The sequence below is a fragment of the Serratia sp. 506_PEND genome (genome assembly GCF_001076875.1).
GTDB lineage: Bacteria > Pseudomonadota > Gammaproteobacteria > Enterobacterales > Enterobacteriaceae > Serratia > Serratia marcescens.
On record NZ_JVEL01000116.1, the window covers coordinates 1 to 16,147 of the forward strand.

Sequence of the window (16,147 nt, forward strand, 5' to 3'; positions counted from 1 at the left end):
CGCTTGTACTCGCCCAGTTCGAAATCCGGCGTCAGCTGGATAGCGGTAGTTGGGCAAGCCTCTTCGCACAGGCCGCAGAAGATGCAGCGCGAGAAGTTGATGCGGAAGAACTCCGGATACCAACGACCGTCTTTCTGTTCTGCCTTTTGCAGCGAGATACAGCCGACCGGGCAGGCAACCGCACACAGGTTACAGGCGACGCAGCGCTCTTCGCCGTCCGGATCGCGCGTCAGCACGATGCGGCCGCGGTAGCGCGGCGGCAGGTAAACCGGTTCTTCCGGATACATCTGGGTTTCGCGCTTGGCGAAGGCATGCATGCCAATCATCCAAATGCTGCGCACCTGGGTGCCGAAACCAACCACTAACTCTTTCAATGTCATGGTTTATTCACCCCTTATTGAGCGTTGTACAAAATGACCGCGGCGGTTGCCAGCAGGTTCAGCAGCGTCAGCGGCAGGCACACTTTCCAGCCGAAGGACATCACCTGGTCATAACGCGGACGCGGCAGCGCGGCGCGGATCAGGATGAACATCATCATGAAGAAGGCCGTTTTCAACGCGAACCAGATGAATGGCGGCAGGAACGGACCCTGCCAGCCGCCGAAGAACAACGTCACAATCAGGGCGGACACGGTGACGATACCGATGTATTCCCCCACGAAGAACAGACCGAACTTCATGCCGGAATATTCGATGTGGTAACCGTCAGCCAGTTCCTGCTCGGCTTCCGGCTGGTCAAACGGGTGACGGTGACACACCGCCACGCCGGCGATCGCGAAGGTCACGAAGCCGAAGAACTGCGGAATGACGTTCCAGACGTGCGCCTGAGATTCAACGATGGCCTGCATGTTGAATGAATCCGCCTGCATCACCACGCCCATCAGCGACAGGCCGATGAACACTTCGTAGCTCAGGGTTTGCGCGGAGGCACGCATCGCGCCCAACAGCGAGTATTTGTTGTTGCTCGACCATCCGGCGAACAGCACGGCGTACACCGCCAGGCCGGCCATCATCAGGAAGAACAGAATACCGATGTTGAGATCGGACACCGCCCAGGTCGGGCTGACCGGCACGATGGCAAATGCCAGCAACAGGGAAGTAAAGGCGATCATCGGCGCCAGGGTGAAGATCACCCGGTCGGAGAATCTCGGCACCCAGTCTTCCTTGAAGAACATTTTGATCATGTCGGCGACCAGCTGCAGCGAGCCGCCCCAGCCTACGCGGTTCGGCCCGTAGCGGTTCTGGAACAGGCCGAGCAGACGGCGTTCGCCGAAGCTCATGAACGCCCCGCACGCCACGACCACCAACAGGATCACGACCGCTTTAAGAATGGCGATCAAGATGTCGATCACCTCAGGGGTAAACCAGCTCATCGTGCCGCCTCCCGCAGATTGTCTACCTTAGCACCCACCAAGATCGGCGGGATCCCTGGCAAGCCGAGCGGCAAACCAACCTGGCCCTGGGTCAGGGTTTCACTCAGACGCACCGGCAGACGCAGGGTCTGGCCCGCGCAGTTGAACTCCACCAGGCTGCCCGCGTTGACGCCAAGCGTCGCCGCATCGGCCGGGTTGACCATCACGTAGGCCTCCGGCATGCGCTGCTGGATCACGTGAGAGCGCTGCGACATTTCATCGCTGCCGAACAGGTGGTAGTAAGGCGCGACACGCCAGCCGTCGTTCGGATTGAAGGCGGCAGGCACGCGATCGAAGTAACCGAGGCTGCCCTCCCCCGCTTCGATCAGGCGCACGCCCGGATCGCCGTGACGCAGTTTGCCGCCCACTTCGGCCTGGAACTTGTTCCATGCCTGCGGTGAGTTCCAGCCTGGCGCCCAGGCGAACGGGATCTGCTGACGATCGGCCAGCGGGCTGTTGTTCCCTTCCATCGAGAAGGCGAACATGGTGTCTTTATCCTGCGGCTGACGCGGCTCGTGCACGCTGATGTTGGCGCGCATGGCGGTACGGCCGCTGGAGCGGTGCGGCGAACGCGCCAGCTTCTGACCGCGAATGCGGAACGTCGCGTCCGGCGCGGCGTCGACGATGCCCTGCAGCTGCGGCAACGCGGCGACGCAAGCGGCGATCACGTCATCGAGCTGGGTCCAGTCCACGTGGCGGCTGGTGTAGGTGGAGTGCAGCGAGTGCATCCAGCGCCAGCTTTCCAGCATCACGGTGAACTGATTCTTCTTGGCGTCGTCGTAGTAAGCCGGATCGTACACCTGGAAGAAGCGCTGCGCGCGGCCTTCCTGGTTGATCAGCGTACCGTCGCTCTCGGCGAAGCTGGCCGAGGAGAGGATCAGGTTGGCTTTGTCCATGATCGCGGTGCGCTGGTGGTCGGCGACGATCAGGTTGTTGACCTTGGCCAACGCCGCGTCCACCTGCGCCGCCGGCGCATGACGATAGAGATCGTTTTCCATCACGATGGCGGTGTCGGCTGCGCCGCTCGCCAGCTGTTCCAGCGCCTGATCGAGCGAACCGCCGCCGATCATCGCCAGGCCCATGCTGTTGGCTGCGCCCGCCACGAAGGTGATGCCGACGTCGGCACCGCGGCCCTTCAACGCTTTGGCGATGTTGGCCGCCGCTTCGATGATGGCTTCGCTGCCGGCGTTGCTGCCGGTAATGATCAGCGGTTTGCGTGCGCCGGTCAGCGCCTGCACGATGATATCGACTTTCTTGTTCAGGCCTTCAGCCAGATCGTTCACCGCCGGCGCTGCGCTGTCCAGCGCGTGAGCGATGGCGAAGCCGAAGCGCGCCTGCTCGTCAACCGGCGCGCGGTAGTTCCAGGCGGCGATGTCGTCCAAGCGGGTGTTGTCGACGTTGGTGGTGAACAGCGGGTACTTGGCGTGCTGGCCGATGTTCTGCACCGCCGCGATCTGCCAGTCGGCAACGCGCTGCGCCGCCGCCATCGCGCGGGCTTTCCCCTTGACGGCCTGACGCACGGACAGCGCGATGCGCGCGCCGGTTTGCGTCAAGTCTTCGCCCAGCACCAGCACCGCGTCGTAATCCTCGATCTCGCGCAGCGCCGGCGTATGAACGCCGCCGTTTTTCAGCACGTTCAGCATCAGCGCCAGGCGTGATTGCTCAGCCTGAGCGATACCGGTGTAGTAGTTCTCGGCGCCGACCAGCTCGCGCAGTGCGAAGTTGCTTTCCAGGCTGGCGCGCGGGGAGCCGATGCCGATGGTTTTCTTCGCCTGACGCAGGATGTCCGCCGCGCCCTGCATCGCCTGCTCGGCGTTCAGGGTGATCCAGTCATCGCCGCGCAGCTGCTGCGGTTGACGCGGACGATCTTTCTGGTTGACGTAGCCGTAACCGAAACGGCCGCGGTCGCACAGGAAGTAGTGGTTCACGCTGCCGTTGTAACGGTTTTCGATACGGCGCAGCTCGCCATAGCGCTCGCCCGGGCTGGTATTACAGCCGATGCTGCACTGCTGGCAAATGCTCGGCGCGAACTGCATGTCCCATTTACGGTTGTAGCGTTCGGAGTGCGTTTTGTCGGTGAAGACGCCGGTCGGGCACACTTCCACCAGGTTGCCGGAGAACTCGCTTTCCAGCGTGCCGCTTTCCGGGCGACCAAAGTAGACGTTGTCGTGCGCGCCGTACACGCCGAAGTCGGTGCCATCCGCATAGTCTTTGTAGTAACGCACGCAGCGATAGCAGGCGATGCAGCGGTTCATCTCGTGCGAGATAAACGGCCCCAGCTCCTGGTTGTTGTGGGTGCGCTTGGTGAAGCGGTAGCGACGGAAGCTGTGGCCGGTCATTACCGTCATATCCTGCAGGTGACAGTTACCGCCTTCCTCACAGACCGGGCAATCGTGCGGGTGGTTGGTCATCAACCACTCGACCACGCTTTCACGGAACTGCTTCGCTTCGCCGTCATCGATGGAGATGAAGGTGCCATCGGATGCCGGGGTCATACAGGACATCACCAAACGGCCGCGCGTATCTTCCGCGTTTTGGTATTGCTTTACCGCACATTGGCGGCAAGCGCCGACGCTTCCCAGCGCCGGATGCCAGCAAAAGTAAGGAATATCAAGGCCGAGGGAGAGACAAGCCTGCAGCAGGTTGTCCGCCCCGTCTACCTCATACTCTTTGCCGTCTACATGAATCGTAGCCATAGTCAGCATGCTTCCAAGTGGCCTGCCTTGCGGCAGGCGTTAATCAAAAATTCTGGCCGTGTTCGGGCGAGTCGGCTTACCAGCGTTGCTTCAGCAGATTGTTCGGCTGAATGCCGCCAATCGCATGCGCATTGCCGAAGTGCTGCACGGCGATACCCGCCTCGAACTCTTCACGGAAATATTTAATCGCGCTTTGCAGTGGCTCTACGGCACCTGGCGCGTGGGCGCAGAAGGTTTTGCCCGGGCCGAGGGAACGGCACAGCTGTTCGAGGGTTTCGATATCCCCCGGCTGCCCTTCGCCGTTTTCCAACGCGCGCAGGATCTTCACGCTCCACGGCAGGCCATCGCGGCAAGGCGTACACCAGCCGCAGGACTCGCGGGCGAAGAACTCTTCCAGGTTGCGCACCAGCGGCACCATGCCGATCTCGTGGTCAACCGCCATCGCCAACGCGGTGCCGAGACGGCTGCCGGCTTTGCCGATCGCGCCGTATTCCATCGGCAGATCGAGGTGATCGGCGGTCAGGAAGTCGGTGCCCGCGCCGCCCGGCTGCCAGGCTTTGAAACGCAGACCGTCGCGCATGCCGCCGGCGTAGTCTTCCAGGATCTCGCGCGCGGTGGTGCCGAACGGCAGTTCCCAGACGCCCGGATTTTTCACCCGGCCGGAGAAGCCCATCAGCTTGGTGCCTTTGTCTTCACTGCCGGAGATGCCGGTGTACCACTCCACGCCGTTCGCCAAAATGGCCGGCACGTTGCACAGCGTTTCGACGTTGTTGACGCAGGTCGGCTTGCCCCAGACGCCGGCGCTGGCCGGGAATGGCGGCTTGGAGCGCGGGTTGGCGCGGCGGCCTTCCAGCGAGTTGATCAGCGCGGTTTCTTCGCCGCAGATGTAACGGCCGGCGCCGGTGTGCACGATCAGCTCGAAATCAAATCCGGTGCCGAGAATGTTCTTGCCCAGATAGCCGGCTTCGGTGGCTTCCGCGATAGCGCGACGCAGGTGCGCCGCCGCTTCGATGTACTCGCCGCGCAGGAAGATGTACCCGCGGTAGGCTTTCAGCGCGAACGCGGAGATCAGCATGCCTTCCACCAGCAGATGCGGCAGCTGCTCCATCAGCAGGCGGTCTTTGTAAGTGCCCGGCTCCATCTCATCGGCGTTACACAGCAGGTAACGGATGTTCATGGATTCGTCCTTCGGCATCAGGCTCCACTTCAAACCGGTGGAGAAGCCCGCGCCGCCGCGGCCCTTCAGCCCGGAATCTTTCACCAGGCCGACGATTTCGTCCGGGGCCAGGCCTTTGAGGGCCTTCTCTGCGCCGGCATAGCCGTTTTTGCTGCGGTATTCGTCCAGCCACAGCGGCTGCTTGTCATCGCGCAGACGCCAGGTCAGCGGATGCGTTTCGGGAGTGCGTACAATGTGCTTGGTCATTGATACTGCTCCAGTAGCGTCTCGATATCTTCAGGCTTCAGCTGACTGTGAGTGTCCTCGTCAATCATCATGGTCGGCCCTTTATCGCAGTTGCCCAGACAGCAGGTCGGCAACAGCGTGAAGCGGCCATCAAAGGTGGTTTGACCCGGCTTGATGTTCAGCTTCTTCTCGATAGCGGCCTGAATGCCCTGGTAACCGGTGATGTGACAAACAACGCTGTCACAATAACGGATCACGTGACGTCCTACTGGCTGACGGAAAATCTGGCTGTAGAACGTGGCCACGCCTTCTACGTCGCTGGCGGGGATGCCCAGCACTTCCGCGATGGCGTAAATCGCACCGTCCGGAACCCAACCGCGCTGCTTCTGCACAATTTTCAGTGCTTCGATGGACGCGGCGCGCGGATCCTCGTAATGGTGCTTTTCGTGCTCGATCGCATCACGTTCTTCCGCGCTCAGTACAAATGCATCAACGCCGCTCTGAGGAGCGGCTGCGTTGATGGGCTCGAGCGCATCGTTGACTGCGTGATTGTCTTTTTGATCATGCATAGTTAGCGGTCCACATCTGACATTACAAAATCGATACTACCCAGATAGACGATCAGGTCGGAAACCAGGCTGCCTCGGATGACCGATGGGATCTGCTGCAGGTGCGCAAAGCTCGGCGTACGTACCCGGGTGCGATAGCTCATGGTGCTGCCGTCGCTGGTCAGGTAGTAGCTGTTGATCCCTTTGGTGGCTTCAATCATCTGGAATGATTCGTTGGCTGGCATCACCGGGCCCCAGGAAACCTGCAGGAAGTGGGTGATCAGCGTTTCAATGTGCTGCAGCGTGCGCTCTTTCGGCGGCGGCGTAGTCAGCGGGTGATCGGCCTTGAACGGGCCTTCCGGCATGTTGTTCAGGCACTGTTCGAGGATGCGCAGGCTCTGGCGCAGCTCTTCCACCTTCAGCATCACGCGGGTGTAGCAGTCGCTGGTGCCGTCGCCGACCGGCACTTCGAAGTCGAAGTTCTCGTAGCCGGAGTACGGACGCCATTTACGCACGTCGAACTCCACGCCGGTCGCGCGCAGGCCGGCGCCGGTCACGCCCCACTCCAGCGCTTCTTTGGCGTTGTAAGACGCGACGCCGATGGAGCGGCCTTTCAGAATGCTGTTCTTCAGCGCCGCTTTCACGTAGGAGTCCAGACGCTTCGGCATCCAGTCGAGGAATTCACGCAGCAGGCGATCCCAGCCGCGCGGCAGATCGTGCGCGACGCCGCCGATGCGGAACCAGGCCGGGTGCATACGGAAACCGGTGATCGCTTCCACCAGATCGTAGATTTTCTGACGATCGGTAAAGGCGAAGAACACCGGGGTCATCGCGCCGACGTCCTGAATGAAGGTGGAGATGTACAGCAGGTGGCTGTTGATGCGGAACAGCTCGGACAGCATCACGCGGATGGTGTCGACGCGCTCGGGCACCTTGATGCCGGCCAGCTTCTCGACCGCCAACACATAAGGCATTTCGTTCACGCAGCCGCCGAGGTACTCGATGCGGTCGGTGTACGGGATGTAGCTGTGCCAGGATTGACGCTCGCCCATCTTCTCGGCGCCGCGGTGGTGATAGCCGATATCCGGCACGCAGTCGACGATCTCTTCGCCGTCCAGTTGCAGAATGATGCGGAACGCACCGTGCGCGGACGGGTGGTTCGGGCCGAGGTTGAGGAACATGAAGTCTTCGTTCTCGGTGCCGCGCTTCATGCCCCAGTCTTCCGGCTTGAAGGTCAGCGCTTCCATTTCCAGATCTTCTTTCTGCTTGGTCAGCACGAAAGGATCGAATTCAGTGGCGCGCGCCGGGTAGTCCTTGCGCAGCGGGTGCCCTTCCCAGGTCTGCGGCATCATGATGCGCGACAGGTGCGGATGGCCGTCGAAGGTGATGCCGAACATTTCCCAGGTTTCGCGCTCGTACCAGTTGGCGTTCGGGAACACCTTGGTCGCCGTCGGCACGTGCAGGTCTTTTTCAGACAGCGCCACCTTCAGCATGATGTCGCGGTTGCGCTCGATGGAGATCAGATGGTAGAAAACGGAGAAATCCGCAGCGGGCAGGCCGTCGCGGTGGGTGCGAAGGCGTTCATCCACGCCATGCAGATCGAACAGCATGACATACGGCTTCGGCTGTTTTCTCAGGAACGTCATTACTTCCAGTAACTGGTCAGGTTTAACCCATACCACGGGCATGCCGGTACGAGTGGCCTGAACAGTAAAGGCTTCCGGCCCAAAACGGTTGCGCAGTTCGCCGATCACCGGGTCGTCAAGGTGATCTCGGGTCTGCCAGGCAGGCAAGGCGTCGTGCGTCGTCAAATCTGTCATAATTTTTTTTCACCACACTAAAGGGTTATTCGCCGCAAGTTTCACTTTTCGCTGTGTTAACCAATAGCGCACTAAGATGGACGTTAAATGAACGTCTTAAATCTCGTCAGGCGTCCGGAGGTTGGTCACCGCGATGCGCTCGCCGTGTTTACGCTCTCTTTCAGACTGCATATTGGCGCGGTAAACGCCCTGATCGCCGACAACCCACGACAGCGGGCGACGTTCTTTGCCGATGGATTCCTGCAGCAGCATCAGCGCTTGCATGTAGGCTTCCGGACGCGGTGGGCAGCCGGGAATGTACACGTCGACCGGCAGGAACTTGTCCACGCCCTGCACTACGGAATAGATGTCGTACATGCCGCCGGAGTTGGCGCAGGCGCCCATCGAGATCACCCACTTAGGCTCTAGCATCTGCTCGTACAGGCGCTGGATGACCGGGGCCATTTTGGTGAAGCAGGTCCCGGCTACCACCATCAGGTCAGCCTGACGCGGGGAGGCGCGCAACACTTCCGCACCGAAACGCGCCACGTCGTGAACGGCGGTAAACGACGTCACCATCTCCACGTAACAGCACGAAAGGCCGAAGTTATACGGCCAAATAGAGTTTTTACGCCCCCAGTTCACCATGTCATGCAGCGCATGTTCGAGTTTACCCATGTAAACCGTGCGGTGAACCTGTTGTTCCAGGGGATCGGCGACGATCTCCTGTTTTTGCAGGGGATAACGGTCGTTCTCACCGTTCGGGTCTATGCGGGTGAGCGTATAGTCCATCTTAATGCCTCGCTGTTACTGCGGATGACTGTTGGTGTTAGTGATCGTGCTCGGTTTGCTGCGGCGTTGGGAACGCGCCGGAGTCCAATCCAACGCGCCGATGCGCACCAGATAAACCAGACCGGCCAATAGCACCAAAATGAAAATGGCGGCTTCGATAAAGCCCACCCAGCCGCTCTCGCGAATCGAGACCGACCAGGCATACAGGTATAAGGCTTCAACGTCGAAAATAACGAAGAACATGGCCACCAGGTAGAACTTGGCGGACAAGCGCATGCGCGCCGTGCCGACCGAGTCGATGCCTGATTCAAACGGGGTGTGTTTGGCGCGCGCCCGGGCTCTCCCGCCCAAGAAGAACGCACCCAGCAGCATTAAGCCGCAAAGCCCGATAGCCACGACGAGAAATACGGCGAGCGCCCAGTGATGAGCGATAACTTCAGTGGTTGTTGACATACTCTATGCTTACTCATCAAAAGTGGCGTCGATCGCACTGCTCTTGTCACCGGCAGTTAGTGCGCCACATCGATTTAAGGGAAGGATAAATAACCACACAAACAAACTGCTTTTACAGCGAGTTAGGCAGCGTTTTTCTGTGGGCTTTTTACTCCTTTCTATAACCTTTTGTCAACTTTGACAAAAGTATCTACACACTAGTTTACATACGTATCATTTGATTAACATTTGATGCGCCAGGGACAGGCTAAATCGTGTCAGTTAATTTTTGTGTAGAAACAGATAGATATAAACCAACATGCACATTTCAGTTTTACTATACCATTGTCTCAGGAATTCCCTGTTCTTCCACTCACTACCTAGGGGTATTTTTTTGATCCAGGACACGTTTTCAGCATAAATCCTCAAAAAAAGTGTGGCCCTTTAACAATTTTCCTCAAATTAAGCCGCAAAAACGACCGCCATAAGCTAACAAAATAACCATGCTATTACCATGCCTTTAACTCATTCAATCTTATTGTGCAAAAAACAAACCCAGCATCTTAAATCCGGTCAAACTCTCTTTTCAGCAACGCTTAAAAGTTAATAAAACAGACAACTCATAACAAAATCACACTTAAACCTCTATAACAGTAGAAATCATCAAAAAACGGCCAAAAAAAACCTCCGCCGAAGCAGAGGTTTTTCATCAGATATCACGCCGCGGCGTTATTCTTCTTCGTCCACCAGGCTGGCATCATCCTGATCGCCCTGGAGACCGGCTTCCGCGCCGTTGAAGCCATAGCCGTCATCGCCGCCCTGCATCGCGCTGAAGATGGCCATGGCCAGTTCGTTGCTGCACTGCGCGTTTTTGCACAGCGCATACTGGGTATCCGGCAGCGGCGGCAAACCTTCCACCGCGCCCAGCACCCGCAGATCGGGGCTCATCATCTCGATCGGGCGCGCGGTCACGCCCAGGCCGGCCTTACAGGCCGCCCGCACCGCGGACAGCGTGGAGGCGACGTAGGCGATACGCCACGGGATACCGGCTTCGTCCAACTGTTTGATCGCCAGCGCGCGGAACGGGCTTGGTTCATCCATCACCACCAGCGGGATAGGTTCGCCGGCCTGATAGTGATAATCGGCAGCGCAGTACCACAGCGTCGGCGACGTACGCAGCACGATGTGCGGGTGCCCGGCCGGATCGGCCGTGGTCACCGCCAGATCGATCTCCCCCTCTTCCAGCAGATCGACCATCGTCGTGCTGCGCTTTACGCGCACGTCAATGGCCAGCTTCGGATAGATGGCGGTCACGCGGTTCAACAGGAAAGGCAGAATGGTATCGGCGGTGTCGTCGGAAGCGCCGATGGTCAGAACACCTTTAATATTGTTGTACATCAGCGAGGTACAGGCTTCGTCGTTAAAGCGCAGGATCTTCCTGGCATAACCGAGAAGCTGAATACCATGCTCAGTCAGGAGTTTGTTGCGCCCATGGCGGGCAAACAGTTCTTTGCCGACCAGTTGCTCTAATCGCTGCATTTGTTGGCTGACGGCTGATTGCGTACGGCAAACGGCAACAGCCGCCGCCGCGAAGGTATTCAAATCAGCAACCGCAACAAAGGTTCTTAGCAGATCGAGGTCGAGATTAAGTATCGGACGATTTGCAGTTGTCATAGTGTATTCTTCACTTTTTTAAATTCTAATTTACGAACTACTACCCTGGTGTGTTTCTCAGACGCCGTTGAAAAGGACGGAGCCTGTTATGACAGTACCCCACTCATAAGTGGAGGGCAAAAAAATTACTTATGATTCGTTACCTCTATCGCTTTTTAAAATGCGATCTATCGATGGTGCTTATAGAACGCGGGAGACTGAATACCGGTGGAAAGGGAAAACCCCCACCGAACCTGAGATTTTACTCATTGATACTGCCTAATTTCCACTCCATTCGTGCTACTGAGAATCCTTATCAACCGGCGTTCAGGCTGCATTACAGAGTAAGAAAAATAAATAATTAACGGCACCAACGTCGTGTTATCACTCAATGAATTTAATAAATTCAATCAGTAAGATTTTTACTTTAAATAATAATCCTATAACCACATAAACAATGCTTAAGCTGAAATATAAAGTAAAGCTAATGTAAATATGCCATTTTTTTAGTGTGGTGCGCTAACCGGCAACCCGCTATCAGACAACTCCGGTATTATCGTTCCTTTACAGTTTATTGAAGTCTATTCTCACTTTCGGCTTATCAGTTCACTGCTGCCGGCCGCGATCGCCGACACGTCTCGTTTATCGACACGTAATTTTACAGAACAAAACCCTAGTAAAATTATAGTTCATGAAATTATGAACTACAAAATAACTTTACCTTTGCTTATCATAACTAAAATCCCCCGTTACGACATGCATTTGCACCAAAGGCGTGCAAAACCCTTCAAAAGCAACTACGCCAGGAGTACATTGGGCGGGTTGCGGCGTCCCACGGTAGGAGCGCCCCTATCCCAGCAAAAGGCTCAACTTTTTATGTCCCCCATTGAGAAATCCAGCAAACTGGACAACGTCTGCTATGACATTCGCGGCCCGGTGCTTAAAGAAGCTAAACGTCTTGAAGAAGAAGGCAACAAAGTCCTGAAACTGAACATCGGCAACCCTGCCCCGTTCGGTTTCGACGCCCCGGACGAAATCCTGGTCGACGTGATCCGCAATCTGCCCACGGCGCAAGGCTACTCCGACTCCAAGGGCCTCTTCTCGGCGCGTAAAGCGATCATGCAGCACTATCAGGCGCGCAACATGCGTGACGTGACCGTTGAGGATATCTACATTGGCAACGGCGTCTCGGAGCTGATCGTTCAATCCATGCAGGCGCTGCTCAACAGCGGCGACGAAATGCTGGTGCCGGCGCCGGACTATCCGTTGTGGACCGCCGCGGTCTCGCTGTCCGGCGGCAAAGCCGTGCACTACCTGTGCGATGAGCAGGCCGGCTGGTTCCCGGATCTGGACGACATCATCAGCAAGATCACCCCGCGCACCCGCGGCATCGTGATCATCAACCCGAACAACCCAACCGGCGCGGTGTACAGCAAAGCGCTGCTGGAACAGATCGTCGAGATCGCCCGCCAACACAACCTGATCATCTTCGCCGACGAGATCTATGACAAGATCCTGTATGACGAAGCGGAGCATCATTCGATCGCTGCGCTGGCGCCGGATCTGCTGACCGTGACCTTCAACGGCCTGTCGAAAACCTACCGCGTGGCGGGCTTCCGCCAGGGCTGGATGGTGCTCAACGGGCCGAAGAAGCACGCCAAAGGCTATATCGAAGGGCTGGAGATGCTGGCTTCGATGCGCCTGTGCGCCAACGTGCCGATGCAGCACGCCATTCAGACCGCGCTGGGCGGTTATCAAAGCATCAGCGAATTCATTCAGCCCGGCGGCCGTCTGTACGAACAGCGCAACCGCACCTGGGAACTGCTCAATGACATTCCGGGCGTCTCATGCGTGAAGCCGCAGGGCGCGCTGTACATGTTCCCGCGCATCGATGCCAAACGCTTCAATATCCATGACGACCAGAAACTGGTGCTGGATCTGCTGCTGCAGGAAAAAGTGCTGCTTGTGCAGGGGACCGCATTCAACTGGCCCTACCCGGATCATGTGCGCATCGTCACCCTGCCGCGCGTAGACGAGCTGGAAATGGCGGTCGGCAAGCTGGGCCGCTTCCTAGAAGGCTACCATCAGTAATCGCCTGGGGCGCAGCGCCTTGCTGCGCCCTTCTCTCATTGCCCGGTTGCAAAATTCGCCGTCACTGCTTCACAATGGGGGCCTCACTTGCCGTTAAAGAGAGCACCATGAGCCAGAGCCATTTCTTCGCCCATCTGTCCCGCCTGAAACTGATCAACCGCTGGCCACTGATGCGCAACGTGCGCACCGAGAACGTCTCCGAACACAGTCTGCAGGTGGCTTTTGTCGCCCACGCGTTGGCGGTGATCAAGAACCGCAAGTTCAACGGCAATCTCAACGCCGACCGGGTTGCGCTGCTGGCGATGTATCACGACGCCAGCGAAGTGATCACCGGCGACATGCCGACGCCGATCAAGTACTACAATCCGCAGATCGCCCACGAATACAAGAAGATCGAAAAGATCGCCCAGCAAAAGCTGCTGGACATGATCCCCGCGGAACTGCGCAACGATTTCCGCACCATTCTCGATGAGCACTATTACAGCGAAGATGAAAAGCAGGTGGTAAAGCAGGCGGACGCATTATGCGCCTACCTGAAATGCCTGGAGGAGCTGTCTGCCGGCAACAACGAATTTACCCTGGCCAAGGCGCGGCTGGATAAAACCCTGGAACAGCGCCGCAGCCCGGAAATGGACTACTTCATGGAAGTGTTCATTCCCAGTTTCAGTCTGTCATTGGACGAAATCAGCCTCGACAGCTCGCTGTAACCCCGCCGGCGCAGCCTCGCTGCGCCGTTAAAAACCGTAGAGCCACGGCACCACAATCACGCTGACCGCCATCACCAGCAGGGTGAACGGCACGCCGAGCCGTACGAAATCGCCGAACTTGTAATTGCCCGGCCCGAGAACCAGCGTATTGACCGGTGAAGAAACCGGCGTCATAAAGGCGGCGGACGCGGCGACGGCGATAATCATCGCGAACGGGTATGGCGATACCCCCATTTCGCGCGCGGCGGCGATGGCGATCGGCGCCATCAGCACCGCCGTCGCGGTATTGGAAATAAACAGGCCGATGGTGGCGCACAAGACGAACAGGCACAGCAGCATCACGCGCGGCCCCGCGCCGCCGGCGACGTCCATCAGCCCGCTGACGATCAGATCCACCCCGCCGGTCTTTTGCAGCGCCTGCGCGAACGGCATCATGCCGACGATCAAAATAATGCTCGGCCAATGGATCGATTTATAGGCGCTCTCCATATCGATGCAGCGGAACTTGCCCATCAGCAAACAGGCGATCAGCGCCGCGATCGGGTTGGGGATTTCGTCGGTCAGCATCATCGCCACCATCAGCGCCAGGCAAAACAGCGCATGCGGCGCCTGCGTGATGGCCGGCGCCACTTCGTCCACCTCGGCCGGCAGATTGAGCACGATAAAGTCGTGGGTTTTGGCCTGCAGCTGACGAATCGCCTTCCAATCGCCGATCACCAGCAAGATGTCGCCCAGTTCCAGCGGCTCGTCCACCAACTTGCCACCCAGCGTCTCGCCGTGGCGGCGGATGCCCACCACGTTCAGATCGTAACGGCTGCGGAACGCCGCTTCGCGCAGGCTTTTGCCCAGCAGCGCCGAGTCCGGGATCAGCGACACTTCGGCCATGCCGACGTTGCGCGACTGTTCCGAGAAGTAATCGCCGCGCAGCACCATCGGCTCCAGCCGCTGCTCGCCGCAGAATTCGCGCAGATCGACCTGGCTGTCCGACATGTCGATCAAGAGGACGTCGCCCTCGCGCAGCTCGGTGCTGCCGGAGGCGCTGACCATCACCCGCCGGAAGCGTTTCCAGCGCTCGATGCCCACCACGTTGGCGCCATAGCGCGCGCGCAGGTGCAGCTCGTCCAGCGAACGCCCGATCAGCGGCGAAGCGCTGCGGACAGCCAACCGCCGCGCGCGGCCGGTAAGCTTGTAATCGCGAATCAGGTCACGGAAGGTGCGGCGCTGCCAGTCGTCGCCGGCTTTGCCCGTGTCGCCGCTGCCCAGCCAACGCCGGGCGATCAGCATGTAACCGACGCCCAGCGCCAGCACCGCCAGGCCAATGGGCGTCACGCTGAAGAAACCGAAACCATGGATGCCTTCACGCACCAGTTCGCTGTTGACCACCATGTTGGGCGGCGTGGCCACCAGCGTCATCATGCCGCTGATCAGCCCGGCGAAGCTGAGCGGCATCATCAGCCGCCCCGGCGCGATCTTCATTCTCGCCGTCACGCTGAGCACCACCGGGATAAAGATCGCCACCACGCCGGTCGAGCTCATAAATGCCCCCAATCCGGCGACCGTCACCATCAGCAGCATCAACATTTTGGTTTCGCTGCTGCCGGCCACTTTCACCAGCCAGTCGCCCACCTGATAAGCCACGCCGGTGCGCACCAGCCCTTCGCCGATCACGAACAGCGCGGCGATCAAAATCACATTGGGATCGCTGAAACCGACCGTCGCCTCCTGCAAGCTGAGCGTGCCGCTCAGCACGAAAGCGATGATCACCAACAGCGCCACCACGTCCATCCGCAGCTTGTTGGTGGTAAACAGCACGATGGCAATCAGCAGTAAACTCAGCACCCACAGTAATTCGCTGTTCAAAACGGCCTCATCCGGCAAATGTCCAAGGGTCTAAAAAATAGCATAAAAAAACCCCGCCGAAGCGGGGTCTAATCAATTAGGGTGAAGATAATGCCGCTTAAACCCGCCGGCGAACGATCGCGCCCTGCGCCGTTTTATCGACGGCGATCTGCGCCAGCGAATCCAGCCGCAGGTCGACCTGCTCCAGCTTCGGGGCATCGGCCGGGGCGTTGACCGCAATCACCTGGCAACCCGCCGCCAGGCCGGAGAGAATGCCGGCCGGCGCGTCTTCGACCACTACGCACTCGTGCGGCGCCAGCCCCAGGCGCTCGGCGCCCAGCAGATAGGCGTCGGGCTGCGGCTTGCCATGTTTAACCTGCTCGGCGGTGATGAACACCGCCGGCTGCGGCAAACCGCCGGCCTGGCGGCGAGCGCCGGCCACCGGCACCGAACCGGAGGTGACGATCGCCCAAGGGATGCCGAGCGCGTTCAGGCGCTCCAGCAACGCAATCGCGCCCGGCAGCGCGCGAACGCCATCGGTATCCTGCGCTTCCACCTGCTCCAGCAATTGGAATTCGCGCTGAATTTCCGCTTCGCTTTCGCCCGGCATAAAGTGGCGCAGAGAAGTAATGGCCTGTTTACCGTGAATGAAGTCCAGCACCGCTTGCGGGTCGACGCCGCGGCGCTCGGCCCAGTGCGTCCAGGCGCGCTCTACCGCCGGCAGCGAATCCACCAGGGTGCCATCAAGATCGAACAGAAAACCCTTACACTCCACAG

Annotated in this window: 13 protein-coding genes; 2 read left to right on the forward strand and 11 right to left on the reverse strand. The window is 58.8% G+C overall.

What is annotated here, in order from left to right:
• The 9 genes from nuoI to lrhA all read right to left on the reverse strand — a co-directional run.
• Positions 1–380: NADH-quinone oxidoreductase subunit NuoI (nuoI, locus tag ADK28_RS03350; RefSeq protein WP_048794884.1), on the reverse strand; the 380-nt coding region annotated here is incomplete at its 3' end.
• Positions 381–394: 14 nt separating this feature from the next.
• Positions 395–1,372 carry an NADH-quinone oxidoreductase subunit NuoH gene (nuoH, locus tag ADK28_RS03355; protein ID WP_004936022.1) on the reverse strand — a complete coding sequence of 326 codons (978 nt, stop codon included), beginning with the start codon at positions 1,370–1,372 and terminating at the stop codon, positions 395–397.
• Positions 1,369–4,107 (reverse strand): NADH-quinone oxidoreductase subunit NuoG, encoded by a 2,739-nt coding sequence (nuoG, locus tag ADK28_RS03360; protein WP_089185341.1) that lies wholly within the window; start codon positions 4,105–4,107, stop codon positions 1,369–1,371. The genes nuoH and nuoG overlap by 4 nt, the downstream gene beginning before the upstream one ends.
• 76 nt (positions 4,108–4,183) lie before the next feature.
• On the reverse strand, positions 4,184–5,530 hold the full coding sequence (nuoF, locus tag ADK28_RS03365) for an NADH-quinone oxidoreductase subunit NuoF (protein ID WP_015378579.1): 1,347 nt from the start codon (positions 5,528–5,530) through the stop codon (positions 4,184–4,186).
• Positions 5,527–6,078 (reverse strand): NADH-quinone oxidoreductase subunit NuoE, encoded by a 552-nt coding sequence (gene nuoE / locus ADK28_RS03370; RefSeq protein WP_004936034.1) that lies wholly within the window; start codon positions 6,076–6,078, stop codon positions 5,527–5,529. Before nuoE ends, nuoF begins: the two co-directional genes overlap by 4 nt.
• A gap of 2 nt (positions 6,079–6,080) precedes the next feature.
• On the reverse strand, positions 6,081–7,877 hold the full coding sequence (gene nuoC / locus ADK28_RS03375; RefSeq protein ID WP_004936036.1) for an NADH-quinone oxidoreductase subunit C/D: 1,797 nt from the start codon (positions 7,875–7,877) through the stop codon (positions 6,081–6,083).
• Positions 7,878–7,973: 96 nt separating this feature from the next.
• Positions 7,974–8,648, reverse strand: a complete 675-nt coding sequence (locus ADK28_RS03380) for a NuoB/complex I 20 kDa subunit family protein (RefSeq protein WP_004936039.1) — start codon at positions 8,646–8,648, stop codon at positions 7,974–7,976.
• 15 nt (positions 8,649–8,663) lie between these two features.
• Positions 8,664–9,101, reverse strand: coding sequence for an NADH-quinone oxidoreductase subunit NuoA (gene nuoA, locus ADK28_RS03385; RefSeq protein ID WP_004936040.1), 438 nt, complete (start codon positions 9,099–9,101; stop codon positions 8,664–8,666).
• Positions 9,102–9,809: 708 nt separating this feature from the next.
• Positions 9,810–10,754, reverse strand: a complete 945-nt coding sequence (gene lrhA, locus ADK28_RS03390; protein WP_028127747.1) for a transcriptional regulator LrhA — start codon at positions 10,752–10,754, stop codon at positions 9,810–9,812.
• A gap of 855 nt (positions 10,755–11,609) precedes the next feature.
• Between lrhA and ADK28_RS03395 the strand changes: the two genes are divergently transcribed.
• A complete protein-coding gene (locus ADK28_RS03395; RefSeq protein ID WP_004936047.1) occupies positions 11,610–12,824 on the forward strand; it encodes a pyridoxal phosphate-dependent aminotransferase in 1,215 nt (404 codons plus the stop codon).
• Positions 12,825–12,931: 107 nt separating this feature from the next.
• Positions 12,932–13,531 (forward strand): 5'-deoxynucleotidase, encoded by a 600-nt coding sequence (gene yfbR / locus ADK28_RS03400; protein ID WP_015378582.1) that lies wholly within the window; start codon positions 12,932–12,934, stop codon positions 13,529–13,531.
• Positions 13,532–13,558: 27 nt separating this feature from the next.
• On the opposite strand, the gene ADK28_RS03405 is transcribed toward yfbR, so the two are convergent.
• Positions 13,559–15,409 carry an SLC13 family permease gene (locus ADK28_RS03405; protein WP_072009655.1) on the reverse strand — a complete coding sequence of 617 codons (1,851 nt, stop codon included), beginning with the start codon at positions 15,407–15,409 and terminating at the stop codon, positions 13,559–13,561.
• 79 nt (positions 15,410–15,488) lie between these two features.
• Entirely contained in the window at positions 15,489–16,145 is a 657-nt protein-coding gene (locus ADK28_RS03410) for a sugar phosphatase (RefSeq protein WP_033639780.1), read from the reverse strand.
• Positions 16,146–16,147: the final 2 nt, after the last annotated feature.